This window comes from Pseudomonas sp. AD21, from assembly GCF_002878485.1.
In the GTDB taxonomy this organism is placed as follows: Bacteria; Pseudomonadota; Gammaproteobacteria; order Pseudomonadales; family Pseudomonadaceae; genus Aquipseudomonas.
In genome coordinates this window covers 139,933-166,175 of record NZ_NQYG01000002.1, presented here as the reverse complement: position 1 = coordinate 166,175, position 26,243 = coordinate 139,933, and the positions used below count along the sequence as shown (strand labels likewise).

The window sequence follows — 26,243 nt, the reverse complement described above, 5'->3', positions numbered from 1 at the left end:
CTCGCGAAGGCGGACTGACAGTCAATGATGATGTTGGCTGTTACGGCCCCTTCGCGAGCAGGCTCGCTCCCACATGGGGTTTGATGGCGGTCTTGCGGCCGAGCATTACGGTGGCGATCACCCCGCAGGCAAACACCCAGGTGATCGGCTCGACATGTTCGCCAAAGAACAGCGCCGAAAACGCGATGGTGAAGAAGATCTGCAGCAACTGGATCTGACTGACCCGCGCGATCCCGCCCATGGCCAGCCCGGCGTACCAGGCGAAGAACCCGAGAAACTGCGAGAACAGCGCCACGTAACCGAAGGCCCACCAGGTCTTGGCCGACACTGCGCCCTGATGCTGCGGCGCCAGGTACAGCACCGGCCCGATCAGCAGCGGCGTCGACAGCACCAGCGCCCAGCAGATCACTTGCCAGCCGCCCATCTCTTTCGCCAGTCGGCCACCCTCGGCATAGCCCAGGCCTCCCACGGCAATCGCACCGAGCATCAACAAGTCCCCGGCCTGAATGCTGCCGGCGCCGGTGTACAACGCATAACCGAGCACCAGCGCACTGCCCAGCGCGGCGCAGGCCCAGAAGGCTTTCGACGGGCGTTCATGGGACAGCCACGCCGCATACAGCGCCACGCACAGCGGCTGCAGACCGTTGACCAATGCGCCGTGGGACGCCGGCAACGTCTGCATGGCCCACGCCGACAGCACCGGGAAGCCGAGAATCACCCCGGCGATCACCAGGCTCAGACCTTTGATCTGCTGCCAGGTCGGCCACTTTTCCCGGCGCCATAACAGCAGCAGCGCCGCCGGAATCGCCGCGAACAACGCCCGACCGAGGCCATTGAGCAGTGGGTGCAGTTCCTGCACCACGATCCGGGTGAAGGGCAGGGTGAGGCTGAAAATCACAACCCCGAGCAGGCCGAGGGCCATGCCGGTGTTTTCGCGCGAAGACATAAGAAGACCGGAATTGAGGGTTTCAGGGAACGACCTTCATAAAGCCATAAACCGTGGACTTCTGGCTGTTACAGCTAGGCACAGACTTATCCGTACAGTTCGGTGGCCCCTTCGCGAGCAAGCCCGCTCCCACAGGGGAATGCATTCCAAGGGTGGGAGCGGGCTTGCTCGCGAAGAACGATAACGCGGTCTTCGAGGTAGTAGCCGGTTGTTACCTGCCCGAACGGATAAGGTCTACCTTGAATACTCCTGCAAGCCCTTTCCCAGAGGAGTCCTCCCCATGGCCGCGAAAAAAATCCTGATGCTGGTCGGCGATTACGTCGAAGACTACGAAGTGATGGTGCCGTTCCAGGCCCTGCAAATGGTCGGTCACACCGTGCACGCCGTGTGCCCGGACAAGGCGGCCGGCAAGACCGTGCGCACAGCGATCCATGACTTCGAAGGCGACCAGACCTACAGCGAGAAGCCCGGTCACCTGTTCGCCCTCAACTTTGACTTTGCCAAGGTCATCGAGGCGGACTACGACGCGCTGCTGATCCCGGGCGGTCGTGCGCCGGAATACCTGCGCCTGAACGAAAAAGTCCTGGAACTGGTGCGCGCTTTCGACAAGGCCGGCAAACCGATTGCGGCGGTCTGCCATGGCGCGCAGCTGCTGGCGGCGGCAGGCGTTCTCGAAGGCCGCGAGTGCAGCGCCTATCCGGCCTGCGCCCCGGAAGTGCGCCTGGCGGGTGGTACGTACATCGACATTCCGGTGACGGACGGCCACGTTCAAGGCAATCTGGCCACGGCACCGGCATGGCCGGCGCATCCGAACTGGCTGGCCGGTTTCCTCGGTCTGCTTGGCACCAAAATCACCCTGTAACGAGGATTCGCCCATGTGCGAGCTCTACGTCAAGGCCGACCCGATTCTCTACGAATCACGCTCGCGCTCGCTGCGCATCTGCGGCGTGGTGACGACGCTGCGCCTGGAAAACCAGTTCTGGGACATCCTCAGCGAAATCGCCGAAGTCGATGGCATGACCACCAATCAACTGATCGCCAAGTTGTATGAAGAGGTGATGGATTATCGCGGGGAGGTGGTGAATTTTGCCTCGTTTTTGCGGGTGAGTTGTACGCGGTATCTGAGTCAGCGGCGGGCGAGTGCGCCGGAGTTGTCGGTGGTGCGGGCGGTGGTGAAATAGCCGATTGCGGGTTGACCCCTTCGCGAGCAAGCCCGCTCCCACATTGGGTACTGAGTGTTCACCAAGGTTGTGTTCACTGGAGATCCAATGTGGGAGCGAGCTTGCTCGCGAAGAGCCGGGACAGGCGACAGATGTTCTGGACTGGTCTTTACTCTGAAGCGCGAAACCTCCCAACCGCCAAGGAGAAACAAGCATGTCCGGATGGTACGAAGTGAGCAAAAGCAGCAACGGCCAGTTCAGGTTTGTGCTGAAGGCCGCCAACGCCGAAACCATTCTCACCAGCGAGCTCTACACCACCCGCGCGGCAGCCGACAACGGCATTGCCTCGGTGCAGACCAACAGCCCGCTGGATGACCGCTACGAGAAAAAGACCACCAAGGATGGCCATCCTTACTTCAACCTCAAGGCCGCCAACCACCAGATCATCGGCAGCAGCGAGTCGTACTCCACTGACGCCGCGTGTGCCAAAGGCATCGCCAGCGTCAAGACCAACGGGCCGAGCAAAGTGATCAAGGACAAGACGTTGCCGGTGCTCTGAAGAACACCGAAGATCAAAAATGTGGGAGCGGGCTTGCTCGCGAAGGCGGTGGATCAGTCACTGGAGATGTTGACTGACACGACGCTTTCGCGAGCAAGCCCGCTCCCACATTGGGTTTTGTGTATTGCCCGAGGATCAGCGCAGGGTCCTGAGGATTGCCTGTAGCTGACCTTGCCCAGACTCGCTCAACGGGAACACCGGCAACCGCGGATCGCCAACCTCCAGCCCTGTTTCGCGCAACCCGGCCTTGATCGTCGCCGGCAAGCCGCCCTTGAGGATGAAGTCCAGCAGTGGCAACTGGCGGTAGAACAGCTTGCGCGCGCGGTCCAGATCACCGGCCTGCGCGGCCGCGTACAGGTCCAGGTTCAACTGCGGTATCAGGTTCGGTGCAGCGGTGCACCAGCCCTTGGCCCCGGCGGCAAACGCCTCCAGTGCCAGCGGATTGCAGCCGTTGTAGAACGGCACCTGACCGTCGCCCAGCAGCTGCAGCTTGTGCATGCGCTGAATGTCGCCGGTGCTCTCCTTGACCATGGTCACGTTTTCCACGCCGTTGACGATGCGCAGAATCAGCTCCACCGACATGTCGGTGCCGCTGGTGGCCGGGTTGTTGTAGAGCATGATCGGCACGCCGATGCTGTCGCCGATGGCGCGATAGTGAGCAAGGATTTCCGCTTCGCTGAGCTTCCAGTAAGACGCCGGCAGCACCATCACCACGTCGGCGCCGTGGGCTTCGGCAAAGCGTGCGCGGCGCACGGCTTTGGCGGTGGTCAGGTCGGACACGCTGACGATGGTCGGCACGTGTCTGGCGACGTGTTTGATGCTGAATTCGGCGACCTGATCCCACTCGGCGTCGCTCAGGTAGGCACCTTCGCCGGTGCTGCCCAGCGGGGCGATGGCGTGGACGCCGCTGTCGATCAGGCGATCGATGGACTTGCCGAGGGCTGGCAGATCCAGGCCTTCGCCGTTGGCGCCGAACGGGGTGATGGTGTAGCCGATGATGCCGTGAATGTTGGACATGATGAGTCTCCGTGAAAAACTGAAATCAGTTCAGGCAATCGGCGTGTTGGCGCAGGTTCTGCCGAGCGTAGTAGTTGAAAGCGGCGGCGTGGCGTTTGGGTTTCGACACCCAGTCGTGGGCCTCGCGACCCAGCGCCGGAGTGATCGGCTTGATCGTGCCGGCAGCCATCGCCAGCAGTTGCAGTTTGGCGGCGCGCTCGATCAGTTGGGCGATGACACAGGCTTCTTCAATCGTGGTGCCGGTCGACAGCTGGCCGTGGTGCGACAACACAATCGCGCGCTTGTCGCCCAGTGCACCGGCGATCAGTTCGCCTTCCTCGTTACCCACCGGCACCCCCGGCCAGCCTTCGAGAAACGCGCAGTCGTCGTACAGTGGGCACAGGTCCATGTGGGAAATCTGCAGCGGCACTTCCAGCATTGACAGCGCGGCGATGTGCGTCGGGTGGGTGTGGATGATGCAGTTCACGTCCGGCCGGGCACGGTAGACCCAGCTGTGGAAACGGTTGGCCGGGTTGGCCATGCCGTGCCCTTCAAGCACTTCCAGGTCTTCGTTGACCAGCAGCAGATTGCTCGCGGTGATTTCATCGAAACCCAGGCCCAGTTGCTGAGTGTAATAGGTACCGGGTTGTGGACCGCGAGCGGTGATCTGTCCGGCCAGACCGGAGTCGTGACCGCTTTCGAACAGAATCCGGCAGGTCAGCGCCAGCTTTTGCCGGTCGGTCCACGTATTATCCGCCAGGCTTTTTTGCATCTGGGTCAGCGCTTGCCTGACCAGTTGTTCTTTAGGTAGTGCTAATGTCTTGGCCATGTCTGTGTCCTTTGGGTGAGTGCAAATGACACGAAAGAGGCTATATGACACAAAGTGTCATTGGCAAGCACAAATCGTCGCTTCCTTGATGGAATAACCGCTGCGCATGTCTATCCGATTGAAAATATTGAGAAAAAAACTTGGCGTAACCCTTGAGGCACTGGCCGAAAAATCCGGCATGACCAAGAGTTACCTGTCGAAAGTCGAGCGCGGGTTGAACACCCCGTCGATTGCGGCGGCGTTGAAACTGGCGAAAGCACTGAACGTGAAGGTCGAGGAATTGTTCTCCGAGGATAACGTCAACCTCGACAGCTACAGCCTGGTGCGCAGCCACGAACGCCAGTCACTGGCGGCCAACGATCAGAGCCCGGGGTATGCGGTACTGGCGCATCAGGTCAGCGAACGCAACCTGCTGCCGTTCATCATCTACCCACCGAGCGAATTCACCGACAAGACCTTCAAGGAGCATTTGGGCGAGGAGTTTCTGTTCGTCCACGAAGGGCAGGTGGAAGTGGATTTCATGAACGAAAAAGTGTTGCTGGAGCGCGGCGATGCGCTGCACTTCAATGCGCAAAAGCCGCACCGGATCAGGTCGGTGGGCGAGGTGCAGGCGCAGTTGCTGGTGGTCGTACACAGCGCCGAAGAATGAGTTGAATCAACCCATGCCATCGCCAGCCTGCTGGCGATCGGGGGCGCCGCTATTCCAGCATCTTGCTGAGCAACCAGCTCCCCGCCGGCCCCGGCGGGTAAATCCGCGACCACAACGCATCGACATACACCGGCCGCGGCCAGCCGCGCACCGTCAATTCCACCAGCGTGTCGTTGCCGAAGCGTCCCACCAGCCAGCGTGGCAACGCTGCCCAGCCGAATCCCATTTCCGCCATTTCCATCAGCATCAGGTAACTCGGCGCCGACCAGACCCGACCTTTCGCCCGGCTGTCGTAGGGATTGACGATGGTCGCCAGACGCAATTCCCGATGCTGCTCCAGCACTTGCTGGTCGACACGTGCGACGCCGGTCAGCACATGATCACGTTTGACGAACAGTGCGATATCGGTGCGCTCGGCAACCGTCGAGGTCACCAGATCCGGCGGGTAGCTGTCGCGCATTTCGGCGAACGCCAGGTGCGCGCGGCCACGCTGGACCAGTTCGATCAGGTCGTCGCACTCGGCGATCAGGCATTCCAGTTCCAGGTCCGGATAACGCTGCTCGAAGTCGACCAGTGCCGCTTCGAAGCGCGCCGATTGGTAGGTGTCGGAAATCGCCACGGTCAGCTTCGGTTCGACGCCCTGGGCCAGTTGCCGGGCCGTCATTTCCAGACGGCTGGTGGCCGCCAGAATCGCCTCGGCCCGTTGCAACATCACGTGGCCGGCCGGGGTCAGGGTCGGCTTGCGGCTGCTGCGGTCGAACAGCATCAGGTCGAGGTCGATCTCCAGGCTCGCCACGGCGGCGCTGATGGTCGATTGACTGCGCCCCAACTTGCGCGCCGCCGCCGAGAACGAACCCTGGGTGGCCGCTTGCACAAACGCCAGCAGCACTTCTTGCGAAGCCATGAACTATCGCCTTGATCGATGGTTATTGGTTATGAAGTATCGGTGTGAGGATGGATCATGGCAACCATCTTCACTCAAGGAGTCAGGCGATGACTGCTCACAAATCCATTGTTGAACGTATTTTTCAGGCCATTGGTTTCGAGTTTCTGGCGATTCTTATCTGCACGCCGTTGCTGGCGTGGATCATGAAAAAGCCGTTGCTCGACATGGGCGCGGTGACCGTGCTGATCGCCATGTTGGCGCTGGCGTGGAACGTGGTGTTCAACGGCTTCTTCGACCGCACGCTCAAGCGCCTGGACATCGGCCACAACGCCTGGACGCGGGTGGTCCATGCGCTGCTGTTTGAGGGCGGCTTGATCGTGATGGGCGTGCCGCTGATTGCCTGGTGGCTGTCGGTCAGCCTGTGGCAGGCGTTCTTGCTGGATATCGGCGTGCTGCTGTTCTTCCTGCCGTATACCTACGTGTATCACTGGGGTTATGACGTGGTGCGTGAGCGGTTTGTGCAGCGCAGCGTCTGTCAGGGTTAAAAGCAAAAGATCGCAGCGTGCCGCAGCGCCTACAGTTGGAATGCATTTTCCCTGTCGGCGCTGCGGCACGCTGCGATCTTTTTGGGTTTAGAGGAACATCCCGCCCGACGCCTCGACCCGCTGCCCGTTGATCCACTGCGCTCCCGGTGACAGCAACATCGACAGCGCGCCACCAATGTCATCCGGTTGCCCGGCACGGCCCAGTGCGGTGTTGCTGGCGACCATCGCGTTCAACGCCGCGTTGTCGCGCACCGCGCCGCCGCCAAAATCGGTTTCGATGGCGCCCGGCGCCAGGATGTTCACGCCGATCTGCCGCGCGCCCAGCTCCTTGGCCTGATAGCGGGTCAGCACTTCCATCGCCCCTTTCATCGCCGCGTAGGCGGCATAACCCGGCAGGCTGAAGCGGGTCAGGCCGCTGGAGATATTGATGATGCGTCCACCATCGCTGATCAGTGGCAGCAGTTGCTGGGTCAGGAAGAACGGTCCTTTGAGCTGGATGTTCATCAGCAGGTCGAACTGTTCCGGGGTGGTTTCGGCGAACGCCGCGTGCACACCAATCCCGGCGTTGTTGATCAGAAAGTCGAAGCGCGGACGCTCCAGTTGCTGCAGCGCTTGTTCAACCCGCGTGGCGAAATCGGCGAAGCTGTCGCTGCGGCTCACGTCCAGTTGCAGCATCACGGCTTTGGCGCCGCGTTGTTCCAGTTCAGCCACCAGCGCCTGGGCTTCATCGGCGCGGCTGTTGTAGGTGCCGATGATGTCCACGCCTTCGGCGGCGAGGTGCAGGGCGGCGTTCTTGCCCAGGCCACGGCTGGCGCCGGTGATCAATGCGATTTTGCGGCTCATGTGAAATCCTCGATTGCGATGAGTGGTGATGAGCAAAGTTTATTTATCCGCCACAGGGTGATAAACAGACTGAAACCGGAATCACTGATCGGTTCAGCCGAACAATCAATGGGTGTTCTCATGAACAAACTGGAACTGCTGCGCACCTTCGTCCGGGTCAGCGAACTGTCGAGTTTCACCCTGGCCGGCGAGAGCCTGGGTCTGCCGCGCTCGACGGTGTCCGAACATGTGCAGGCGCTGGAAACCCTGCTCGGCACGCGCCTGCTGCAACGCACCACGCGCAAGGTGCAGGCGACCCAGGACGGCCTGGTGTTGTATGAACGCAGCAAGGATCTGCTGTCGCACATGGATGAGATCGAGGGTTTGTTCCGGCAGGATCCGGCGTCGCTGACCGGGCGGATTCGTGTCGACATGCCGAACATTCTCTCGCGGCGCTTGATCATGCCGCTGCTGCCAGAGTTCATGGCGCGGCACCCGAATCTGGAACTGGAAATCAGCAGCACCGACCGCCGCGTCGATCTGCTCAGCGAAGGTTTTGACTGCGTGGTGCGCATTGGCGCGCAGCCGGATCAGTCGGTGGTGGCGCGGCATCTGGGCGACTTCCCGATGATCAACTGCGCAAGCCCCGCGTATCTTGAACGCTATGGCATGCCGCAGACGCTGGAGGATCTGGCGCAGCACCGGCTGGTGCATTATGTCGGCGTGCTGGGCGCGCGCTCGGAAGGGTTTGTGTATGAACAGGACGGACAGGTGCGGCGCCTGCCGATGGCTGGCAGCGTAACGGTCAACAGCACCGATGCTTACGAGTCGGCCTGCCTTGGCGGCTTCGGCCTGATTCAGGTGCCGCGCACCGGCATGCAGCCGCACCTGGACACCGGTGAACTGCTGACCGTCCTGCCGCAGTTCACGGCACCGGCGATGGGGATTTCAATCCTGTATGCGCGACAACGGCACTTGCCGCTGCGGGTGCGAGTGTTCATGGATTGGTTGGGCGAGGTGATTCGCTCAACGCTCTGACTCACGCCACCGATCAACTGTAGGAGTGAGCCTGCTCGCGATGGCGTCCTGTCAGTCGATGCAGATTTGACTGATGTACCGCTATCGCGAGCAGGCTCACTCCTACAAGGGAACCCGTGTTGTTCAGAAGATCTGGGTGAACAGCCAATAGAGGCTGCCCGACAGCAGAATCGCCGCCGGCAGCGTCAGCACCCACGCCATCAGCAGATTGCGGATGGTCTTCATCTGCAAGCCGCCGCCATTGGCGACCATGGTCCCGGCCACACCCGATGACAGCACGTGGGTGGTCGACACAGGCAAGCCGAACATGTCCGCCGCGCCGATGGTCAGCATCGCCACGGTTTCCGCCGAGGCGCCCTGGGCGTAGGTCAGGTGGGTCTTGCCGATCTTCTCGCCGACCGTCACCACAATCCGTTTCCAGCCGACCATGGTCCCCAGTCCCAGAGCGATGGCCACGGCGATCTTCACCCACAACGGAATGAACCGCGTGGCGTTGTCGATCTGTTGCTTGAACAGTTGCAGTTTGTCAGTGGTGTCGGCGTCGAAGTTGCCGACCTTGTTCTTGTCCATCAGGCGAATGCTTTCGCTGGCCAGGTACATGTCGTTACGCACGTTGCCCATGGCCTCGGCTGGGACTTTCGACAGCGAGCCGTAGCCTTTGACTTCCTCGCCAATGTGCCCGGTGAGGGCGGCGAGGGCGGGGATCAGTTGCGGGGTGGCTTGCTTGCTGCGCACGTAATCGGAGAGCACCGGACGCGGATCGGCCGGGGCCGGCAGCGGCGCACTTTTTACCAGCGCTTGCTGAGTGACTTCGGCCACGGCGGCAAACTGCAATGCCTGGTCGGCCGGCATAGTGCGGTTCAACGCGTACGCCATCGGCAGGGTGCCGACCAGAATCAGCATGATCAGGCCCATGCCTTTCTGCCCGTCGTTGGAGCCGTGGGCGAAGGACACACCGGTGCAGGTGGCGATCAGCAAACCACGGATCCACCACGGTGGCGGGGTGTTGCCTTCCGGTGCCTTGTACAGCGAGCGATTCTTCACGAACGCACGCAGGGCCAGCAGCAACAGCGCCGCGAAGCCGAAACCCACCAGCGGCGACAGCAGCAACGCGTAACCAATCTTGGTCGCCTGCGCCCAGTCCACACCGCTGGTGCCGTCGCGCCCGTGCATCAAGGCATTGGCCACGCCGACGCCGATGATCGAGCCGATCAGGGTGTGCGACGACGAGGCCGGCAGGCCCAGCCACCAGGTGCCAAGGTTCCACAGGATCGCCGCGATCAGCAGGGCGAAGATCATCGCGAAACCGGCGGACGAACCGACCTGCAGAATCAGTTCCACCGGCAGCAGCGCGATGATGCCGAACGCCACCGCGCCACTGGACAGCAGCACTCCGAGGAAGTTGAAGAACCCCGACCAGACCACCGCGACATTCGGCGGCAGCGAGTGGGTGTAGATCACCGTCGCGACCGCGTTGGCGGTGTCGTGGAAACCGTTGACGAACTCAAAGCCCAGCGCAATCAGCAGCGCCACGCCGAGCAGCAGGAACGGCGTCCAGGTGGTCACCACCGTGCCGAGTTCGTGCATGTCGTGCATCAGGCTGTAGGCGGTGAACAGCATGCCCATCGCGAGCACCGCGAAAAAGATCACGTAGGTGAACGGGCCGGTTTTCTTGTCGAGGGCTGGCCTGCCACTGGGGGCGGACGCCTGGCGGGCGGTCAGGGAGGGAGTAGCCATGAGCGGACAATCCTGAGCGAGGGAAGGAGTGTCGGTCATGATCGTTGCTAAATATTACAGAGAGACTGCGGCAGGTCAGTGTTTGCGGGATTAGCCTGACCATTAATCTGAAGGGCAATGATCAACCCCTGTAGGAGTGAGCCTGCTCGCGATGACGTTGGCACATGCAAAACAGCTGTGTCTGACACACCGCTATCGCGAGCAGGCTCACTCCTACAGGGGGAACTGTGGTGGGGCACAGTATTTTGGGGCTCAATAATCCCCGCGCTTGCGAAACGCCCAGCGCCCGGCAATCACGGTGAACGTCGCCACCAGTGCCACCAGAATCCAGAACCCCTCCGGATCGGTGGATAACGGCACGCCGCCGACGTTCATGCCGAAAAAACCGGCAATGATGTTGATCGGCAGCGCCAGCACCGTCACCACCGTCAGGGTGAACAGCGTGCGGTTGCTCTGTTCGTTGAGGTTGGCGGCGATCTCCTCCTGGAGCAACTTGATCCGCTCACCGAGGGCGGTGAGGTCGTTGATGATCAGCGCGAACTCCTCGGTGGATTTGCGCAACTCCTTGACGTCCTCCTTCTGCAGCCACGGCGGCGGACGGTTGAGCAGGCGCAGCAGCGAACCCGGCTCCAGCGCCAGCAGGCGCTGCAGGCGCACCAGCACCCGGCGGTTGGCACCGAGTTCGGCGCGGTTGGTCGACAGGCGCGAGGAGAGCAATTGGTCCTCGACCTGGTCGACGCTCATGCTGGTCTTGCGCACGATCTGCGTCAGCACCTCACCCTGATCGCGCAGCAGGTGCACGAGCAGTTCCGACGGTGAGCGAAAGCATTCGCCGGCCTTCACCGATGAGCGCAGCTTGTCCACCGAGTGCAGCGGTTGCAGGCGTGCGCTGACGATCAGTTTGCTGCGCACGCACACCCACAGCGTCGAGACGTCCGAGGAGACCATGCTGCTGAGGTTGAACACCACGTCGTTGACCACCGCCAGCAACGCAGAGTCGACGTGTTCGATACGCGTCGAACGCGAGCCTTCGTGCAGCGCTTCAAAAAATTCTTCGGGCAATTGCAGATGGCTTTTCATCCAGCGCTCGCACGCGGCGTGGGCCAGGTTCAGGTGCAGCCAGAGGAATTCATCACTGTCGCTGTCGTCTTGCAGGCAACGCAGGGCGGTCGCCGAGTCAACTTCGCGACCGCGTTCACCCGGGCGGAACCGGAAGCCGTAAAGCAAACCGAACAAATCAGGATCGCGATGACTGATATCGAGGCTGTGGTTCATGGAGGCTCGCTGCGAGGAGGGGACGCCGGTCGCGGAATGGCAGGTTCACTGAGCCGCATCATCGCAATCACATGTGACACTTGTGTGACGACAAAGTGACGCCAGATCAATGTCTTACCGGCGGTCGGATTTTCTTCAAGAAGCGCTCTGGTACGCCGATCACGCTTAGGTTACGTTGCGCGCGCTTGGCCATGAGCCAAGGCTCGCCGACACGGATGTCCGGCAAAATCCCACGCCTTATAGGGCGTGCCTCATCCCTGTCCTGAGTATCTTGCGATGCTGCAAAAATCCCTGAGAGCGCAAATTCTCGCCCTGCTGAGCGGCAGCCTGCTGGCGATGCTGTTGATCGCGCTGGCCTGCTTTCATTACCTGTCCAACGGCGTGCAGAACTACAGCCAGTTGATCGCCGGTCCCTTGCACACCTCGCAACTGATCGACGAGGCCAACCTGCAATTCAAGGTGCAGGTGCAGGAGTGGAAAAACGTCCTGCTGCGCGGCAAGCAGCCGGCAGACCTGGCCAAATTCTGGAGCCAGTTCGAAGATCGCCAGCGCGATGTACAGAACACCCTCGGTGAACTGGCCGGCCAGAAAGGCATCGAGCCGGCGCTGAAAAGCCGTATCGAACGCCTGCGTGAAGAGCACCGTCTGCTCGGCGCTGCGTACCAGAAAGGTCGCGATGCCTACGTGGCCGCCGGTGGCGACCCAGTGGCCGGCGACTCCGCCGTCAAAGGCGTGGACCGCGCCGCCAGCGATCAGATGAGCGAACTGGTAGCCGAGCTGCGCAAGCAGGGCACCGAGCAGTCGGCGCAGATCAGCGCCAGTGCTGACAGCATCGTGATGCTGGGGATTCTGGTGATGCTCGGCTCGGGTCTGCTGATCGGTCTGTTGAGCCTGTGGCTGGTCAACCGCAACCTGATCGAACCGATTCGCAAGCTGATCGATTACGTCACCCTACTGAGTCGCGGACGTCTCGTCGAACGTGTCGCCAACGAGCGTCAGGACGAGTTGGGCAACCTTGCGGCAGCCGCCAATACCCTGCGTGATTTCCTCGCCGAGACGTTCACCCACCTGCAGCGCAGCGCCAGTGATCTGGACAGCGCCAGCGGCGAGCTGAACGCCATCGCCACGACCATGGCCGGTGGTACCAACGAGCAGTTCAACCGCACCGATCAAGTAGCGACGGCGATGAACGAAATGTCCGCCACCGCCCAGGAAGTTGCCCGTCACGCGGCGGACGCGGCGCGGGCGGCCGACGATGCCGACCAGTCCGCCCAGCAGGGTGAAAAGGTCATGCAGGGCACGATCCAGACCATCACCCAGATGCGTGGCGAAATCGCCAACACCGCCGAGGTGATCCGTCGCCTGGAAGCCGACAGCGGGCGGATCGGCAAGGTGCTGGAAGTGATTCGCGGCATCGCCGAGCAGACCAACCTGCTGGCGCTCAACGCGGCGATCGAAGCGGCGCGCGCCGGTGAAGCCGGGCGCGGTTTTGCCGTGGTCGCCGATGAGGTGCGTAACCTCGCGCAGCGTACGGCGGAGTCGATCATCGAGATCAACCAGATCATTCAGAACGTGCAGACCGGTGCGGTGGACGCGGCGCACGCGATCGAAAGCGGTCAGGCGCGCAGCGACCAAAGCGTCGAGCAAGTGACCCAGGCCGGCGCCATGCTCGAGCGCATCACCCACGCGGTGGAAGCGATTCGCGACATGAACCGCCAGATCGCCACCGCCGCCGAAGAGCAGACCTCGGTGGCCGAAGACATCTCGCGCAACCTGACCGAGATCACCTCGATTGCCAGCACCAACCTCAACAGCGTGCAGCGCACTGAAAGCGCCAGCCAGAACCTGCATGGCCTGTCCGGGCAACTCAATGAAGTCACCGCGCGCCTGAGCGCCTGATCGAGCCTGGGTGTACCGATTCGGTTACCGAGTCGGTACACAGTCGATCTCAAATCAGGGCGAGCGCCGCCGATGGCCGGTTATCTATAACCGGCATTGGAGCCAGCCCATGGTCAGCATCACTTCTGTTTCGATCAATCAGACCGTCACCACCGCCACCAGCAAAACCAAGATCAGCGACGGTACCGAGGACTCCTCCAGTACCACCGCCACGGCCAGCACTGGCGTCAGCGCCGACACCAGCAAAGTCGCTGCCGGCGGTGGCGCTGCTCCAGCGGGCGACAGCAGTTCCGACAGCAGCGGTGAATCGGATTCGGTGAAAGAACTGCGCAAGCAGATCGCCGAGCTGCAAAAGCAATTGCAGGAACAGCAACAGGCTTTGCAAGCGGCGCAGGCCAAGCAGGAAGACGCCGATGCCAAGGCTGCCGACGTGGCGTCCGCCGAGTCGCAAATCTCCAGTACGTCGGCTTCGTTGCAGACGGCCACGGCGGCGTTGTTGCAGGCGTTGCAGCAGTCGGGTTCGAGCAGCTCGGGTTCGCTGGTCAGCACCTCGGCCTAAACATCACGTAATTCCCCTGTAGGAGTGAGCCTGCTCGCGATAGCGGTATGTCTGCCATATTCATGGTGACTGACACATTGCTATCGCGAGCAGGCTCACTCCTACAGGGATCTGTGGTGTGTCTCAGGTGGTGGACTCCAACTGATCGAGCACCGCGCAGGTGGTCCACGAATCCTCGGTGACCCGCGCCACGGCGGCAAAACGCAGGCCGGTCAGTTCGCGGATCACTTGAAGGATCGCCGGAACCGCGCTGATCCGACCGATTGTCGCGATGTCTGCTGCCGCTGTCTGCCCCATGCCCATCGCTCTCGTCTGCTGTCGTTGATCGATCTGCGGCCATGCTAGCGGGCTGCCGGGGGCTTGGCGCGCATTGATTACGTGGCTGAAGCGATTAGCCTGAGGCCAGACGCAAAAAAGCCGCACGATCGTTCGATCGTGCGGCTTTTTTGGCGTTGTATCAGGTGTCTTGCTTGTTGCTCAGCACCTTGCCGGTGGTGGCATCGAAGTCCACGTCGAACTCTTTGCCATCGGCGGTTTTCAGCTCGACTTCGTACTCGTAACCGTTGAAGTGGTTGTCCAGGTCGGTGTCGGTGATGGTCGCACCCGGGTGCAGTTTCAGCGCCTCGGCGTTCATCGACTCCAGCGACTTGATCTTGCCTTCCTTCACCAGTTGCGGGATCTGGTCGACGCGGACGTCAGCCTGGGCCAGGCCAGCGGTCAGCGTCAGGGCAGCGGCGGTAAACAGGGCAGTCAAAGTTTTCATGAGTTCGATCCTTGGTTTGCTTAAGTGCGTGTTCTGTTGAAGTGGGCTCAGGTTAACCACCACAACTTAATTCACCCTTAAAACCCCCCATCGCGTGCAGCACTCTTGTAGGAGTGAGCCTGCTCGCGATGCGGACCACCCGGTTTACCGATCAGAACCCGTTGTTCTTCAACACCTGATCAACACTGGCACTGGCCGGGCGCTTGTAGAACTTCAACAGTTCGCTGGCGCGGTTGGTGAAGATGCCATCGACCCCCGCCGCCATGACTTTCTCGAAGTCCACCGGCTCATCGACGGTATACACGTGCACCAGCATGCCCTGATCGTGGGTGTACTGGTTCATCCACGGTTGCACCAGGTCCGAATAGCTCTGGTCGCCGCCCTTGGTCAGCCTGGCCGAAGGGCCGGTGCCGATGGCGCCCTGAGCCTTGGCGAAATCAACCCACTGTTTGAACTCGGCTTCGGACTTCGGCTCCTGCTTGCCGTAGAACACGTTCTTGTCTTTTTCGCCGGACTCGGCAAAGGTCACTGCCGATTTCGGCTCGATGCTGCCTTCGCCGACCCACAGCAGCAGGATCTTCGGCACCTGTGGCATTTCCTTTTGCAGCAGTACGAGGCTGTTCTTCTCGAAGGTCTGCAGGATCACCTTGCCTTTGCCCTGACCGACGCCCAGCTCGCTTTTGGCCAGTTTCGAACCGGCCGGGCTCAGCCAGCCGCGATCCTGCAGTTTCTCTTTCAGGTCATGCTCGATCCCGGGGAACAGCTGCGGCTCCTTGGTTTCGATGTACAGGCCCGGCTTGTGTTTCGGGTTGGCCTGGGCGATGTCGATGATTTCGTCCAGGGTCAGAATTTTCAGCCCGGCGTAGGTCGGGCGCGCGCGATCCGGGTAAGCCTTGTTGTACCAGCTGCCGGCGTCGAGGGTTTTCAGTTCGGCCATGGTGAAGGCAGTGGCCGGGCTGTCCTTGCGCTCCGGGAATTTAGTCGCAACGTCGGTGGTGCGTTGCAGGTTGTTGTCGTGCAGGGCGAACAGCACGCCATCCTTGCTGCGCTGCAAGTCCATTTCCAGGTAATCAGCGCCGAGGTCGCGGGCCAGCCGGTAGGAGGCGGCGGTGGATTCCGGTGCATCAAAGGACGCGCCACGGTGGGCGATCACCGCCGGATGCGGGATGCCATGGGCGGCGGCCAGTGCATCGATGTTGGTCTGGGCAGCGGCGTGGGCCTGGCCGAGACCGAGCATCAGGCTCAGCATGAGGGCGCTTTTGGTGAAAGTGGCGGGCATGTTCGAGTTCCTTTCGCAGGGCTTTTTCAAAGACGTACCTTTTAACAACTGAATCGATTGCTTGCTATCGCCAGACCGACATAAACGTATTTAAAGCGATTTTTCCTGCACTTTTGTGGCGCTGTTTGCAGTACGCTTGCCCGAGGCAGACGCCCCGGCAGAGGGCGCGCCGATTGTTTTGCCCTGCGTGTAAACCATCGATGATTTTTTGTGAGGTTTACCATGCGCATCACTTCCCAACTCATCTGCCAGGCCGCCGACGACCTCAAGGGCTTTGTCGGCCTCAATCGCAAGACCGGCCAGTACATCGTGCGTTTCAGCGAAGATTCGTTCGGTATGGACGTGGCCGATGACGGCATCATTCCCACCAGCGAGTTTGTCTGGGCGGCGGTCTCTGATACGACCATGAGCTTGAAGCGCGAGCTGATTCAGTTGCTGCTGGATCAGAACATCGATGACCGGATCAACATCAGCGAGCCGTTGCGGGTTTATATGAGCAAGGTTGAGGTGCCGGAGATTGTGGCGGTGCGCAGTCTGGTGAAAGGCTGAGATTATGCGCTGACTGTGAAGACCTCTTCGCGAGTAAGCCCGCTCCCACAGGGTATGCGTTGTGCAGAAAATCACACTGGCTTGCCAGTGATGAGGCCGCAACACCCAACGCACTGCCCAAACGCCGTACCTGTGGGAGCGGGCTTGCTCGCGAAGAGGCCAGTCGGTACGCCGCAGTCATCACTGCCCAAACCGATACTCCCGCTCCACCCGACACACCCGCGTCTGAAACTTCGAATACCACTGCGCCCGTCCTCGCGCCTGAATCACCCGGTGCTCGGGATGCTCGCGCCAGGCCAGAATCGCCGCCTCGCTCTCCCAGTAGGAAATGGTGATCCCGACTCCGTCCTCGCCCCGGAGCGAATCCACGCCGAGGTACCCCGGCTGCTGCACCACCAGTTCCATCATCCGCTCGGCTGCTGCTGCGTAGCCGTTGTCACCCTCGGTGCGGGTCGAGGTGAAAATCACCGCGAAGCACGGCTCACTCGGCTTCATTGACGTTGCTCCGCACACGCTTCGACGAACGCCCGCACCAGCGGCGGCACCTGACCCTTGAGCGCCGCACGTTCCGGCTGAAACAGTGTCGCGACAAAAAACACATGGTCGGTCAATTCGATTGCGCGCAAGTCGCCCGCCGAATCGTGGCCGACAGCGTGTAGCCGATGGGTCAGCAACTCTCGTTCGAACTGCGGATTCACACCGAAGCGGCAGCGATAGCCTTCATGAATCTCCGACGTTTCGTACGCCTTGGCGATTAGCGAACCGGCGACCAGATGAATGCTGTCCACCGCTTCCACCAGGGAACAGGTCAGCGGAGTGAGCACTGCTCGCTGCGAATCGGGTGACGTCTCGCCATGTTCGGCATCGACCCAGCCCAGCACATTGCGCGAAAACTCCAGCACCGCATGCTGAAAACCACCGCAGGTGCCGAGGAAAGGGCGCTGTTGTTCGCGGGCAAAACGAATCGCCCGCAAGGCGCCTGCTTCGCTTTTGTAGGGGCTGGCCGGGACGCACCAGAAACCTTCAAAGTGATCCAGCGCAGTGTCGGCGTGGATCTGCTCGGTGGGCAGCCATTCGAATTGCACATTGTGGCCGGACTGCTCGGCGATCATGCCAAGGGCAACGGGGATCGCCTGGTGTGCGGTGACTTGCGGGTCGTAATCGCCGATCAGGGCGATGGAAATGGCGTCCATGGGATTTCCTTGATTTCAGTGAGTGATGAAGCTCTGTGGTGAGGGGATTTATCCCCGACGGGGCGCGAAGCGGCCCTCAAACAAGGCCTGCTGCGCAGTCCATCGGCGATGAATCCCCTCGCCACAGTGAATGTGTGCAGTTGTCGATCACCGGGGCTCACTATAGATTGGCGTTCACGCACTCAATATTGGCGTTTCCCCAAGTGATCAATGCAGCGACGCACTATCGACTCGACTACCCGGATCTGGCGCTGATTCTCGCTCTGGTGCGCGGAGGCTCTCTGGCTCGGGCTTCGCAGTTGCTCAGGGTAGACGTGTCGACGGTGTTTCGCGCGGTGCGGCGGCTGGAGTCAGCGCTGGGTCAGCAATTGTTCGAAAAGAGCCGCGCCGGTTACCTGCCGACCACACTCGCGCAGACCCTGGCCGAGCAGGCTGAGCGTGCCGAACAGGCACTGGAAGCGGCGCGCATCGGCGTCGAGCAGGGTGGGGAAGTGGTCAGCGGCACGGTGCGCCTGACCTGTACCGATTCGGTGCTGCAAGGCCTGCTGTTACCGGCGCTGGCGCAGTTCATGCCGAATTACCCGGCGCTGACCATTGAACTCAGCACCTCCAACGATTTCGCCAACCTCAGCCGGCGCGATGCCGACATCGCCCTGCGCCTGACGCGCACGCCGCCCGAGCATCTGGTCGGACGGCAACTGGCGAAGATTTCCTACCGGGTCTGTGCCAGTGCGCGTTATCTGCAAAACGTTGATGCATCGGATCTGGCGGCACTGACCTGGATCGCCCCGGATGAGTTTCTGCCGGATCACCCGACCGTCGCCTGGCGCCGTCAGCAGTTGCCCGGCGTGACCCCGAGTTATCGCTGCAACAGCATGCTTTCGGTGACTGAGCTGGTGCGCGGAGGACTCGGCGTGGCGGCGTTGCCGGACTTTCTGATCAGCGAAGGTTTGCAGGCCCTCAGCGAACCGCTGCACGGCTACGACACCGCGCTGTGGCTGCTGACCCGCCCGGACTGCCGGGCGTTGCGCTCGGTGGTCACGTTGTTCGACGAACTGGGGCGGGCGCTGCGTTTGCCGTGATCAGGGCTGTCGGGTCTGGCACATGTGCTCGTGCAATTCGCGCGTCAAACCCTCGATGCGTTCGGTCAGGCTCTTGGTCATTTCGGTGAGGCGGGTGTTCTGCTCCAGCAGTTCCAGCAATTGCGTGGTGTTCTTCGCCGCTTGCGCCTGACGCTCGCTGTTGGCCGTCGCCAGCGCTTCACGGTGTTGTGCGTCGGCATCGGCTTGCGCCTTGTCCCGCGCGGCCTGGCGGGTTTGTGCCAGCAGGATCAGTGGCGCGGCGTAGGCCGATTGCAGGCTGAAAGCGAGGTTCAGCAGAATGAACGGGTATACGTCGAAAGTGGTGATGCCCGTCACGTTGAGTAAAACCCACAACAGCACAATCAGGGTTTGCGCGCCAAGAAACGTTGGCGTGCCGAAGAAGCGCGCGAATGCCTCGGCGCGCAGGGCGAACTTGTCATCGCCGAACGTGGTGTTGAGGTGAGCGTGGGGACGATGGAAGCGCAAGTGATCGACGGGGGCTGTGGCGGGTGTTTCGGGTTTTTCTGTGGTCATGATGGACTCGGCGGGACTTGGGACTGAAGGTCACTATAGTCCTGCATTGCGGCTCATGGCCCTTTCGCGAGCAGGCTCGCTCCCACCTTGGAATGCATTTTCCTGTGGGAGCGGGCTTGCTCGCGAAGGCCGCGACGCGGTTTAACGGCCCGGCATATCCATTACCCAGGCGCCCGCTCATTGGCAAACCTGCTCACTGCCTGCACCGCTTCACTGGCGCCATCGCGGATCTGCAGAATCACGCTGTGGGCCCGCGATCAAGATCGAACTCGATCACGGCCACGGAGCGGTCGGTCCCTTCACGCGCCAACATGGTTACAGGTTTTTCAAAGACTGAATTGGCTGGCGTCGTTTGAACTCGGACGACCCAGCGCTACGCTGATCGTGTTGCGCCCCGTGTGTTTGGCGGTATAGAGCGCCTTGTCGGCGTCATCCAGCCAGGCGATCGCATCGCTGTATGACGGCTGAAAGCGCGCCAGGCCAATACTCAGGCTGACCCGCAGCTCCGGCACATCGGGATGGTGGTACTGCTGCAACGCCTGACGCAGGTGCTCCATCCGTGCTTCGGCCTTGTGCAATGGCTGATCGGGCAGGATCACGCAGAACTCGTCACCCCCATAGCGGCCTGCCGGTTCACCTTCGGCCAGTTGCTTGAGCGAGCGGGCCAGATGTCGTAGCACCGCGTCGCCAATGATGTGTCCGTAGTTGTCGTTGATGGACTTGAAGTGATCGATGTCGATCAGCGCCAGAATGTCCAGGGTGTGGTTCTGCCGACAGAGCTCGAACTTGCTGTGCAGTAGATCTTTCCACGCTCCATGGTTGAGCAGGCCGGTGAGGCTGTCGGTGCGGCTCAGGTCTCGCAGCGTCCGTTTGTGCTGGGCGAGTTTGATCGCCAGTTGATAAGAGACCAGGCCCAGCGCCAGTGGATACAGGGTGAGCATCGGCAGGCAGGCCCAGACCTGGATCTGCGTCATGGTCAGGCTGAATGTGAAGCCGAACACCGACCAGCCCAGCAGCACGCCGGCGAGTTGGGCGAGGGCGCCGAACAGGAACAGCCGTCGTCCACCGGCGGCGACGTTGTTCATGGTCATCATCGACAGGATGGTCACGGTGGTCAGCGGGTTGAACTGAAAACACGCGGTCCAGAAGCCACCGCACAACGAGTCGTACAACAGGTTGCGACGTTCGGCGTGGTAGGGAAAGGTCGAGTGCGTTGACACCTGATAAGCCAGATGTGGCCAGACAAAACCGTTGAACACCAGCAACGCCCAGAGCCAGGACGGCATATTCAACGGATACAGTGCTGCCGCGACGCTGAAAAAGCCGACGCCCAGACCAATGACCCTTGGCAGGTAGATACGTCTGGCGAATGACAAGCCTTTGCCGCGTTGGTTTTCCATGATGTCCTGCGCCAGATTCATCCTGAAATACTTTGCAGTATTTTTTTCAGGTCGACCGTCCGTCGGTCAATTGCGGACATTGTCATTTATTCCAGCAGCAATCATCAGTGTCCTTTCGAGCCATTTAATCGTGGCGGGCGCAGGAGAGAGACGGTTTAGAGCTGGTATCGCGCCAGAAACATCTCCAGTGCCGACTCGGCCACAGCTTTCTGGGTTGCCGCATCCAGTGGCGGCTGGCCCATGGAAATCTGCGGCCAGAAACCGAACGACTTCAACAGGCCCTGCACCTGCTGCGCGGCGAATTCCGCATCCACGGCTTTCAGCCGACCATCGGCCAGTGCGGCGCGAATCCACACTGTCAGACCTTCTTCCCGCTCGCCCATGCGCGCCACCATGTCTTGCGCGCGCTCCGGGGAATGGATCGTGGCGGCAATCGCTACCCGGGCCAGACCGAGAAAATTGTCATCGGCCATCATCTGCAGTTTAGCCAACAACATTTGCTGCAGTTGCTCGCGCAGCGGCTGATCCGCGCGATAAGCCACGGCCTGCTCGGCGGTGATGCGTGCCCAGAGTTGGTTGAGAATTTCGGCGAACAGTTCTTCCTTGCTGGGGAAATGGTTGTACACCGTGCGCTTTGACACCCCGGCGGTGGCCGCGATCTTGTCCATGCTGGTGATCTCGAAACCGTTGGCCCGGAATTCGGCAATCGCCGCCTGAATGATGGCTTCGCGTTTGCGGTCGGTAAGGCGCTTTGGAGCTGTCATAAGTACGCTTCGGCAGGAAAAAGGTGAAATTACACTTGGCAGTTTACTTGTCATCGCGTTTCATGCAACCTAGAAACTACACCGCCCAGTGTAATGTTGCGTTAATCCGCGCAACCTGAAAACCAGAAAGTTCGGCTGATGCGTGCGTGCCTTGGCCATTTATCGTCCCACCGTGAAAAACCGTGAATTGCGCGGTTTTTCTGGAGTCATTCAGTCATGGCCAATCCAGTGTTCTCTGCGGATCAAACTTCCACGCCTGAAGCCTCTCGCCAGGATCAAGGGCTATTCCGTAACCATGCGCCGGCGCAGCGCGAAGGCTTTCGCAAAATGCTGCGGATCATGTGGAACATGATCTTCCACAAACCGCGCAATACCCGACCGGCCGCCGCTATCCCGGTGCAACCGTTGACGCGTGAGGACCTTCTGGCTGCGCCCAACCACAGCGTCTATCGCCTCGGGCACTCGACTCTGTTGCTGAAGCTGCGCGACAAATTCTGGATCACCGATCCGGTCTTCGCCGAGCGCGCCTCGCCGGTGCAGTGGGCCGGCCCGAAGCGCTTCCACCAGCCACCGATCAGCATCGACCAGTTGCCGCCGATTGAAGCGGTGATCCTGTCGCATAACCACTACGACCACCTCGATTACGAGGCGGTGCTGAAACTGGCGGCCAAGACCAACTACTTCCTGACCCCACTGGGCGTCGGCGACACCTTGATCAAATGGGGCATCGATGCCAGCAAAGTCCGCCAGTACGACTGGTGGCAGGGCACCGAAATCGCCGGCATCCGCTTCGTCGCCACCCCGTCGCAGCACTTCTCCGGCCGTGGCCTGTTCGACGGCAACAGCACCCTGTGGGCCTCGTGGGTGATGATCGACGGCGACACACGGATCTTCTTCAGCGGTGACAGCGGCTACTTCGACGGTTTCAAACGCATCGGCGAACAGTACGGTCCGTTCGACCTGACCCTGATGGAAACCGGCGCCTACAACGTCGAGTGGCCACACGTACACATGCAACCGGAAGAAACCCTGCAAGCCCACATCGACCTCAAGGGCCGCTGGCTATTCCCGATCCACAACGGCACGTTCGACCTGGCGATGCACGCCTGGCATGAACCGTTTGACCGGATTCTGGCGCTGGCGTGGGAGCGCAGTGTTTCGATTACTACGCCGCAGATGGGGGAGGCGTTCAACCTGATGCAGCCGCAACGTGGTGAAGCGTGGTGGTTGGCGGTCGAAGGGGAGAGTGAAGGGGTGGTGCAGAACGCTTAACGAATTTCAGGTTAAGCGAACACCACTTCAATTCGGCCCTCCTTCCGTGATCGGGGGGCCGCTTTCACAACGATCTGCACGTCTCGTCCAAGATGGGAGAGGCACTCCATCATCTTGGCTTCACTGATGCCCCAGTGACTCCGACGCTGAGTTCATGGCACTCACCGATCGCCCCGGCGCAAACCCGGGAAAGAACACCAGCCCCTGCGCCTCAAACCGATAAGCCAGCGCCAACCGCGCCGCATCCGAAACGTCCTGTTGCGCTTCAAACCGCTGAATGTCTTGCACGGCAACCTCCGCCTCGCGCGACAGCTGCTCCACGCTCCAGCCCAGCATCGCTCGGGCCTGGACGCAATGCGTCGGGGTGAACTGGAAAAGGGCAATGCGTTCTAGGATGTGGTTCATCGCAAGAGAGGCCATGGTGTGCTCCGGGCTCAAGAGTGCTGATTGAAAATGCACTGTGTTTTTGTACAGTTGTTTTCGGCCGGGATCAAACGCATTTTTTGATTTGCCCTAGTTCGCCGCCTCCAACCAGACGGACGGTGCCTGCCCGAGAATGCGCCGGAACATCGTCGAGAACGCCGCCGGGCTCTCATAACCGAAGTCCAGGGCGATCCGCGTCACTGCGTCCCCGGCCCCCAGACGTGCCAGTGCCAGCACGACGCACGCCTGCTGTCGCCATTGACTGAAGCTCAACCCGGTCTGCTGCCGAAACAGTCTGTTGAAGGTGCGCAAGCTTATGTGCAACTGCTCGGCCCAGTATTGCGGCGATTGATGGGCGTTCGGTTGATGCAGAAAGTTCTGACACAAAGCCAGGAGCTTTCCGTCAGTTGGCAGCGGAATGTGCAAGGGCAGGGGCGCACTGCGCGCCAGTTCATGCAGCAATAGGTCAACCAGAGCGCCGTCGCGACCGTCGAGTTCATACACCAACGGCACTTCCACCGCTTCCATCAACAAGTGCCGCATCAACGGCGAAACGCTGATCACTTGGCAACGCTGCCCCAAGTCGACCACCCCCGGCTCGATGTACAAGCTGCGCGTGCTCACCCCCAGCATCAACACCTCATGCGCCACCCCCGGCGGAATCCACACCGCCCGCTGCGGCGGCACCACCCAGTTGCCGTCAAGGGTGCGGACCTGCATCACCCCGGTCGCGCCGTACAACAGTTGTGCCCGCCGGTGCGTATGAAACGGCAACAGGTGGCCGTGGGAATAATCCGTACCGATCGCCACCACCGGGCGCGGCGTGTCATCCAGCAGATTGATCGAAACATTGCGCATCAAGCGTTTCCCGGTGGTTGGCGTAAACGCAAACATTATTGGCTGATTTGCTGAAGCAGGCCAAGCCGCGTCGTTCTATCGTCGACCACTCTCCACCACCGGAAGACGCGCCATGTTCTACCTCCTGCTGACCCTCTTCGGCTGCCTGACCGGCATCACTGCCGTGCTCTTCGGCTTCGGCGGCGGCTTCGTCGTGGTACCGCTGCTGTATCGCATGCTCACCGCGAGCCACGGCGCCGACGACCCGATCAGCCAGTCGGCAATGCACATCGCCGTCGCCACCTCGACCTGCGTGATGATCGTCAACGCCCTGATCGCCACCGACAAACACCGCCGCGCCGGCAATCTCATTCGTCATTACCTGTGGCCGTTGGGAGGGTTCATCGGGTTGGGTGCAATCGTGGGGGCAATGGCGGCTGTGTGGGTCAGCGGCGAAGTGATTCGCTACGCATTCATCGGCTACCTCGGCGTGACCATCGTCGACTGCCTGCTCAGACGAGGATTTCTCACTCAGAACCTAGACGTCATTCCACGCCGACTTGGCGCTACGGAAACTTCCGCAGGTGGTGTAGGCATCGGCGCCATCGCGACGTTTCTTGGTGTAGGAGGCAGCGTCATGACCGTGCCGTTGTTGCGCCGTTGCGGTCTGAGCATGTCGCAAGCGACGTCCATGGCCAATCCGCTAAGCGTGCCGGTGGCAGTTGCGGGGACGCTGACGTACATGGCGCTTGCCGGGTTCAGTCAGGCAGAGTTGGGCGCGTGGTTTGTCGGGTATGTGGATTTGCTGGCGTTTGCGGTGCTGACGGTTGGCTCGCTCATCGGGATTCGATTGGCCGCGCCATGGATTGGGCGGATACCGGATCGGGTGCATGCGCGTGTGTACATCGGGCTGTTGCTGATGGTGATGATCAGCATGTGTTTGAGTTGAAGGCGACAGCGCTCGATTCCCCCGCGTAACCTCGACATAATCCGCAACGTTTTCTCGTGGGCAAAAGCCCAGTCACTCAAGGATGAAAGATGTATCGCGGACTGTTGCGAATCTCCGGCATGTTGATGCTCATCGGTTTAGTGCTCTCAACCCGGATATGGGCCGACGACAACAAGCATGTGTATACCGGCACCCTGGGCAAAGCCGCGATCGTTGTGGAAATCGACACTCGCTACAGCGAGGGTCGTTACTTCTACAAAAAATACCGAAAAGACTTGGCGCTGGACATCAGCAAAGAAGACGATGCGCTGGTGATGGCCGAAGGCGCGGCGATGGATGGCCATTCGCGCCCGACTCTGCGCTTGCAGCCAAAACTCGACGGCTGGAGCGGCGAATGGAGCAGCCCGGACGGGAAGATCCTGAAGGTCGAATTGCAGCCCGCCAAGCTCCCCGATGTTCCCGCCGGTGCCTTGCCGTATTTCACCGAACTGCATGACAAGAACCCGTACGAGTACCTACGGTTGCAGGGTCTGCAACTTGTAAAAGGCAAAACCGAAACATTAATGGGCTACACGGTGCAATGGTGGAGCGAGGCGAAGTCGGGGGCTTCGCTGTTTGAAGTGGTATCGGGTTATTCGCCGCAAGCGCGGGAGCGCATCAATCAATATTTGATGGCACGCTTGTGGGGCGAGGTGGACGCACACTTCAGCTGTGCGGGGAGTTACTCGCAATCCAGTCAGCCGCTATGGTTGTCGTCTTCGGTGATGAGTGCGCGCATTGCTACCGAATATTATTGTGGCGGTGCCTATCCGGATCAAAACAATGAATCGCTCAACTTTGATACGCAAACAGGGAAGTTGCTGACCCTTGAGGATGTTCTGTGGGTGGGGCAGGGCAGGCCCTTTCATTATCTGGAGGGATTGGAAGGCGCCTCTACTGTGTCCTCCGCTGACTATTACAACTACCGCTCCAAAGAATTCGCACCCTGGCTCGTCGCGCAGCTCTTAAAGCTTTATTCCAGGGAAATGACCGTCGTCGCGGAAGGCGAAAACGAATGCGGGTACGACGAGCAAGAACCCTGGGCATTCCCATCCTGGTACTTCAGCGAAAACGGCATCACCTTCACGCCGTCGTATCCACATGTCGCCGCCGTGTGCGGATACGTCGAGTGGGGCGTGCTGCCTTATGACCTGATCAAACAGCATCCCGGCGGCGTTCCATTGCAATTGCCTTGATTCGCGCGTCGAAGGGGGTTGGAATCAGTCAGCGTGTTCGCAAGAATATGTTTCTTTTCTGTA

General features: G+C 60.8%; 29 protein-coding genes and 2 pseudogenes. 13 read left to right on the top strand and 18 right to left on the bottom strand.

Annotated features, from left to right (window positions below):
* Nucleotides 1-40: 40 nt before the first annotated feature.
* Complete coding sequence (locus PseAD21_RS02010) at nucleotides 41-946, bottom strand: DMT family transporter (RefSeq protein WP_102354272.1); 906 nt, start codon at nucleotides 944-946, stop codon at nucleotides 41-43.
* A 280-nt stretch (nucleotides 947-1,226) separates the two neighbouring features.
* Between PseAD21_RS02010 and PseAD21_RS02000 the strand changes: the two genes are divergently transcribed.
* The 3 genes from PseAD21_RS02000 (at nucleotide 1,227) to PseAD21_RS01985 (ending at nucleotide 2,665) form a co-directional block, all read left to right on the top strand.
* Nucleotides 1,227-1,808 (top strand): DJ-1/PfpI family protein, encoded by a 582-nt coding sequence (locus PseAD21_RS02000; protein WP_102354270.1) that lies wholly within the window; start codon nucleotides 1,227-1,229, stop codon nucleotides 1,806-1,808.
* A gap of 13 nt (nucleotides 1,809-1,821) precedes the next feature.
* On the top strand, nucleotides 1,822-2,127 hold the full coding sequence (locus PseAD21_RS01995; RefSeq protein WP_102354269.1) for a ribbon-helix-helix domain-containing protein: 306 nt from the start codon (nucleotides 1,822-1,824) through the stop codon (nucleotides 2,125-2,127).
* 193 nt (nucleotides 2,128-2,320) lie between these two features.
* The gene (locus PseAD21_RS01985) at nucleotides 2,321-2,665 is read left to right on the top strand and encodes a YegP family protein (RefSeq protein WP_102354267.1); all 345 of its coding nucleotides are present in this window, start codon (nucleotides 2,321-2,323) and stop codon (nucleotides 2,663-2,665) included.
* A 135-nt stretch (nucleotides 2,666-2,800) separates the two neighbouring features.
* Here the strand turns inward: PseAD21_RS01985 and PseAD21_RS01975 are convergent, their stop codons facing one another.
* Both PseAD21_RS01975 and PseAD21_RS01970 read right to left on the bottom strand, forming a co-directional pair.
* The gene (locus PseAD21_RS01975) at nucleotides 2,801-3,685 is read right to left on the bottom strand and encodes a dihydrodipicolinate synthase family protein (protein WP_178082081.1); all 885 of its coding nucleotides are present in this window, start codon (nucleotides 3,683-3,685) and stop codon (nucleotides 2,801-2,803) included.
* Nucleotides 3,686-3,707: 22 nt separating this feature from the next.
* The gene (locus tag PseAD21_RS01970) at nucleotides 3,708-4,490 is read right to left on the bottom strand and encodes an aldolase (RefSeq protein ID WP_102354265.1); all 783 of its coding nucleotides are present in this window, start codon (nucleotides 4,488-4,490) and stop codon (nucleotides 3,708-3,710) included.
* A 106-nt stretch (nucleotides 4,491-4,596) separates the two neighbouring features.
* Between PseAD21_RS01970 and PseAD21_RS01965 the strand changes: the two genes are divergently transcribed.
* Nucleotides 4,597-5,139, top strand: a complete 543-nt coding sequence (locus PseAD21_RS01965) for a helix-turn-helix domain-containing protein (protein ID WP_102354264.1) — start codon at nucleotides 4,597-4,599, stop codon at nucleotides 5,137-5,139.
* A gap of 49 nt (nucleotides 5,140-5,188) precedes the next feature.
* Here the strand turns inward: PseAD21_RS01965 and PseAD21_RS01960 are convergent, their stop codons facing one another.
* Nucleotides 5,189-6,043, bottom strand: coding sequence for a LysR family transcriptional regulator (locus tag PseAD21_RS01960; RefSeq protein ID WP_102354263.1), 855 nt, complete (start codon nucleotides 6,041-6,043; stop codon nucleotides 5,189-5,191).
* A gap of 89 nt (nucleotides 6,044-6,132) precedes the next feature.
* On the opposite strand from PseAD21_RS01960, the gene PseAD21_RS01955 reads away from it, so the two are divergent.
* A complete protein-coding gene (locus PseAD21_RS01955) occupies nucleotides 6,133-6,570 on the top strand; it encodes a multidrug/biocide efflux PACE transporter (protein ID WP_102354262.1) in 438 nt (145 codons plus the stop codon).
* Nucleotides 6,571-6,657: 87 nt separating this feature from the next.
* Here PseAD21_RS01955 and PseAD21_RS01950 read toward each other — a convergent pair whose 3' ends face one another.
* Nucleotides 6,658-7,413, bottom strand: a complete 756-nt coding sequence (locus PseAD21_RS01950) for an SDR family NAD(P)-dependent oxidoreductase (RefSeq protein WP_102354261.1) — start codon at nucleotides 7,411-7,413, stop codon at nucleotides 6,658-6,660.
* 120 nt (nucleotides 7,414-7,533) lie between these two features.
* Between PseAD21_RS01950 and PseAD21_RS01945 the strand changes: the two genes are divergently transcribed.
* Nucleotides 7,534-8,430 carry a LysR family transcriptional regulator gene (locus PseAD21_RS01945; protein WP_102354312.1) on the top strand — a complete coding sequence of 299 codons (897 nt, stop codon included), beginning with the start codon at nucleotides 7,534-7,536 and terminating at the stop codon, nucleotides 8,428-8,430.
* A 123-nt stretch (nucleotides 8,431-8,553) separates the two neighbouring features.
* Here the strand turns inward: PseAD21_RS01945 and PseAD21_RS01940 are convergent, their stop codons facing one another.
* Nucleotides 8,554-10,167: an inorganic phosphate transporter gene (locus tag PseAD21_RS01940; protein WP_102354260.1), complete on the bottom strand. Its 1,614-nt coding sequence runs from the start codon at nucleotides 10,165-10,167 to the stop codon at nucleotides 8,554-8,556.
* A gap of 252 nt (nucleotides 10,168-10,419) precedes the next feature.
* Nucleotides 10,420-11,442, bottom strand: a complete 1,023-nt coding sequence (locus PseAD21_RS01930) for a transporter (RefSeq protein ID WP_102354259.1) — start codon at nucleotides 11,440-11,442, stop codon at nucleotides 10,420-10,422.
* Between the two features lie 276 nt (nucleotides 11,443-11,718).
* On the opposite strand from PseAD21_RS01930, the gene PseAD21_RS01925 reads away from it, so the two are divergent.
* Both PseAD21_RS01925 and PseAD21_RS01920 read left to right on the top strand, forming a co-directional pair.
* The gene (locus tag PseAD21_RS01925; RefSeq protein WP_102354258.1) at nucleotides 11,719-13,341 is read left to right on the top strand and encodes a methyl-accepting chemotaxis protein; all 1,623 of its coding nucleotides are present in this window, start codon (nucleotides 11,719-11,721) and stop codon (nucleotides 13,339-13,341) included.
* Between the two features lie 109 nt (nucleotides 13,342-13,450).
* Nucleotides 13,451-13,900 (top strand): hypothetical protein, encoded by a 450-nt coding sequence (locus PseAD21_RS01920; RefSeq protein WP_102354257.1) that lies wholly within the window; start codon nucleotides 13,451-13,453, stop codon nucleotides 13,898-13,900.
* 135 nt (nucleotides 13,901-14,035) lie between these two features.
* On the opposite strand, the pseudogene PseAD21_RS01915 reads toward PseAD21_RS01920, so the two are convergent.
* From PseAD21_RS01915 to PseAD21_RS01905, 3 genes and pseudogenes are all read right to left on the bottom strand, one after another.
* Nucleotides 14,036-14,197 (bottom strand): annotated as a pseudogene (locus PseAD21_RS01915) (sensor histidine kinase); the annotation flags it as partial.
* 160 nt (nucleotides 14,198-14,357) lie between these two features.
* Entirely contained in the window at nucleotides 14,358-14,663 is a 306-nt protein-coding gene (locus PseAD21_RS01910; RefSeq protein ID WP_007963131.1) for a PepSY domain-containing protein, read from the bottom strand.
* Between the two features lie 151 nt (nucleotides 14,664-14,814).
* On the bottom strand, nucleotides 14,815-15,942 hold the full coding sequence (locus PseAD21_RS01905; RefSeq protein WP_102354256.1) for a glycerophosphodiester phosphodiesterase: 1,128 nt from the start codon (nucleotides 15,940-15,942) through the stop codon (nucleotides 14,815-14,817).
* Nucleotides 15,943-16,164: 222 nt separating this feature from the next.
* Here PseAD21_RS01905 and PseAD21_RS01900 point away from each other — a divergent pair, with 222 nt between their 5' ends.
* Nucleotides 16,165-16,491, top strand: coding sequence for a DUF2025 family protein (locus PseAD21_RS01900; protein ID WP_102354255.1), 327 nt, complete (start codon nucleotides 16,165-16,167; stop codon nucleotides 16,489-16,491).
* 180 nt (nucleotides 16,492-16,671) lie between these two features.
* Here PseAD21_RS01900 and PseAD21_RS01895 read toward each other — a convergent pair whose 3' ends face one another.
* A complete protein-coding gene (locus tag PseAD21_RS01895; RefSeq protein WP_102354254.1) occupies nucleotides 16,672-16,986 on the bottom strand; it encodes an antibiotic biosynthesis monooxygenase in 315 nt (104 codons plus the stop codon).
* Nucleotides 16,983-17,684, bottom strand: a complete 702-nt coding sequence (locus PseAD21_RS01890) for a CTP synthase (RefSeq protein ID WP_102354253.1) — start codon at nucleotides 17,682-17,684, stop codon at nucleotides 16,983-16,985. Before PseAD21_RS01890 ends, PseAD21_RS01895 begins: the two co-directional genes overlap by 4 nt.
* Nucleotides 17,685-17,824: 140 nt before the next feature.
* On the opposite strand from PseAD21_RS01890, the gene PseAD21_RS01885 reads away from it, so the two are divergent.
* Nucleotides 17,825-18,766, top strand: coding sequence for a LysR family transcriptional regulator (locus PseAD21_RS01885; protein WP_102354311.1), 942 nt, complete (start codon nucleotides 17,825-17,827; stop codon nucleotides 18,764-18,766).
* Here the strand turns inward: PseAD21_RS01885 and PseAD21_RS01880 are convergent, their stop codons facing one another.
* The 3 genes from PseAD21_RS01880 to PseAD21_RS01865 form a co-directional block, all read right to left on the bottom strand.
* Complete coding sequence (locus tag PseAD21_RS01880) at nucleotides 18,767-19,300, bottom strand: DUF1003 domain-containing protein (RefSeq protein ID WP_025112881.1); 534 nt, start codon at nucleotides 19,298-19,300, stop codon at nucleotides 18,767-18,769.
* Between the two features lie 326 nt (nucleotides 19,301-19,626).
* On the bottom strand, nucleotides 19,627-20,721 hold the full coding sequence (locus PseAD21_RS01870) for a diguanylate cyclase (protein ID WP_371859046.1): 1,095 nt from the start codon (nucleotides 20,719-20,721) through the stop codon (nucleotides 19,627-19,629).
* 134 nt (nucleotides 20,722-20,855) lie between these two features.
* Nucleotides 20,856-21,464 carry a TetR/AcrR family transcriptional regulator gene (locus PseAD21_RS01865; RefSeq protein ID WP_102354251.1) on the bottom strand — a complete coding sequence of 203 codons (609 nt, stop codon included), beginning with the start codon at nucleotides 21,462-21,464 and terminating at the stop codon, nucleotides 20,856-20,858.
* A 216-nt stretch (nucleotides 21,465-21,680) separates the two neighbouring features.
* On the opposite strand from PseAD21_RS01865, the gene PseAD21_RS01860 reads away from it, so the two are divergent.
* On the top strand, nucleotides 21,681-22,736 hold the full coding sequence (locus tag PseAD21_RS01860) for an MBL fold metallo-hydrolase (protein WP_102354250.1): 1,056 nt from the start codon (nucleotides 21,681-21,683) through the stop codon (nucleotides 22,734-22,736).
* Nucleotides 22,737-22,747: 11 nt separating this feature from the next.
* On the opposite strand, the pseudogene PseAD21_RS29710 reads toward PseAD21_RS01860, so the two are convergent.
* The 3 genes and pseudogenes from PseAD21_RS29710 to PseAD21_RS01845 form a co-directional block, all read right to left on the bottom strand.
* Nucleotides 22,748-22,867 (bottom strand): annotated as a pseudogene (locus tag PseAD21_RS29710) (transcriptional regulator); the annotation flags it as partial.
* Nucleotides 22,857-23,156, bottom strand: coding sequence for a hypothetical protein (locus PseAD21_RS01850; RefSeq protein ID WP_102354249.1), 300 nt, complete (start codon nucleotides 23,154-23,156; stop codon nucleotides 22,857-22,859). The gene PseAD21_RS01850 and the pseudogene PseAD21_RS29710, both read right to left, overlap by 11 nt.
* Before the next feature lie 93 nt (nucleotides 23,157-23,249).
* On the bottom strand, nucleotides 23,250-24,017 hold the full coding sequence (locus PseAD21_RS01845; RefSeq protein WP_102354248.1) for a helix-turn-helix domain-containing protein: 768 nt from the start codon (nucleotides 24,015-24,017) through the stop codon (nucleotides 23,250-23,252).
* Nucleotides 24,018-24,129: 112 nt separating this feature from the next.
* Between PseAD21_RS01845 and PseAD21_RS01840 the strand changes: the two genes are divergently transcribed.
* Entirely contained in the window at nucleotides 24,130-24,945 is an 816-nt protein-coding gene (locus PseAD21_RS01840; protein ID WP_102354247.1) for a sulfite exporter TauE/SafE family protein, read from the top strand.
* Nucleotides 24,946-25,034: 89 nt separating this feature from the next.
* Complete coding sequence (locus PseAD21_RS01835; protein ID WP_102354246.1) at nucleotides 25,035-26,180, top strand: hypothetical protein; 1,146 nt, start codon at nucleotides 25,035-25,037, stop codon at nucleotides 26,178-26,180.
* Nucleotides 26,181-26,243 lie beyond the last annotated feature (63 nt).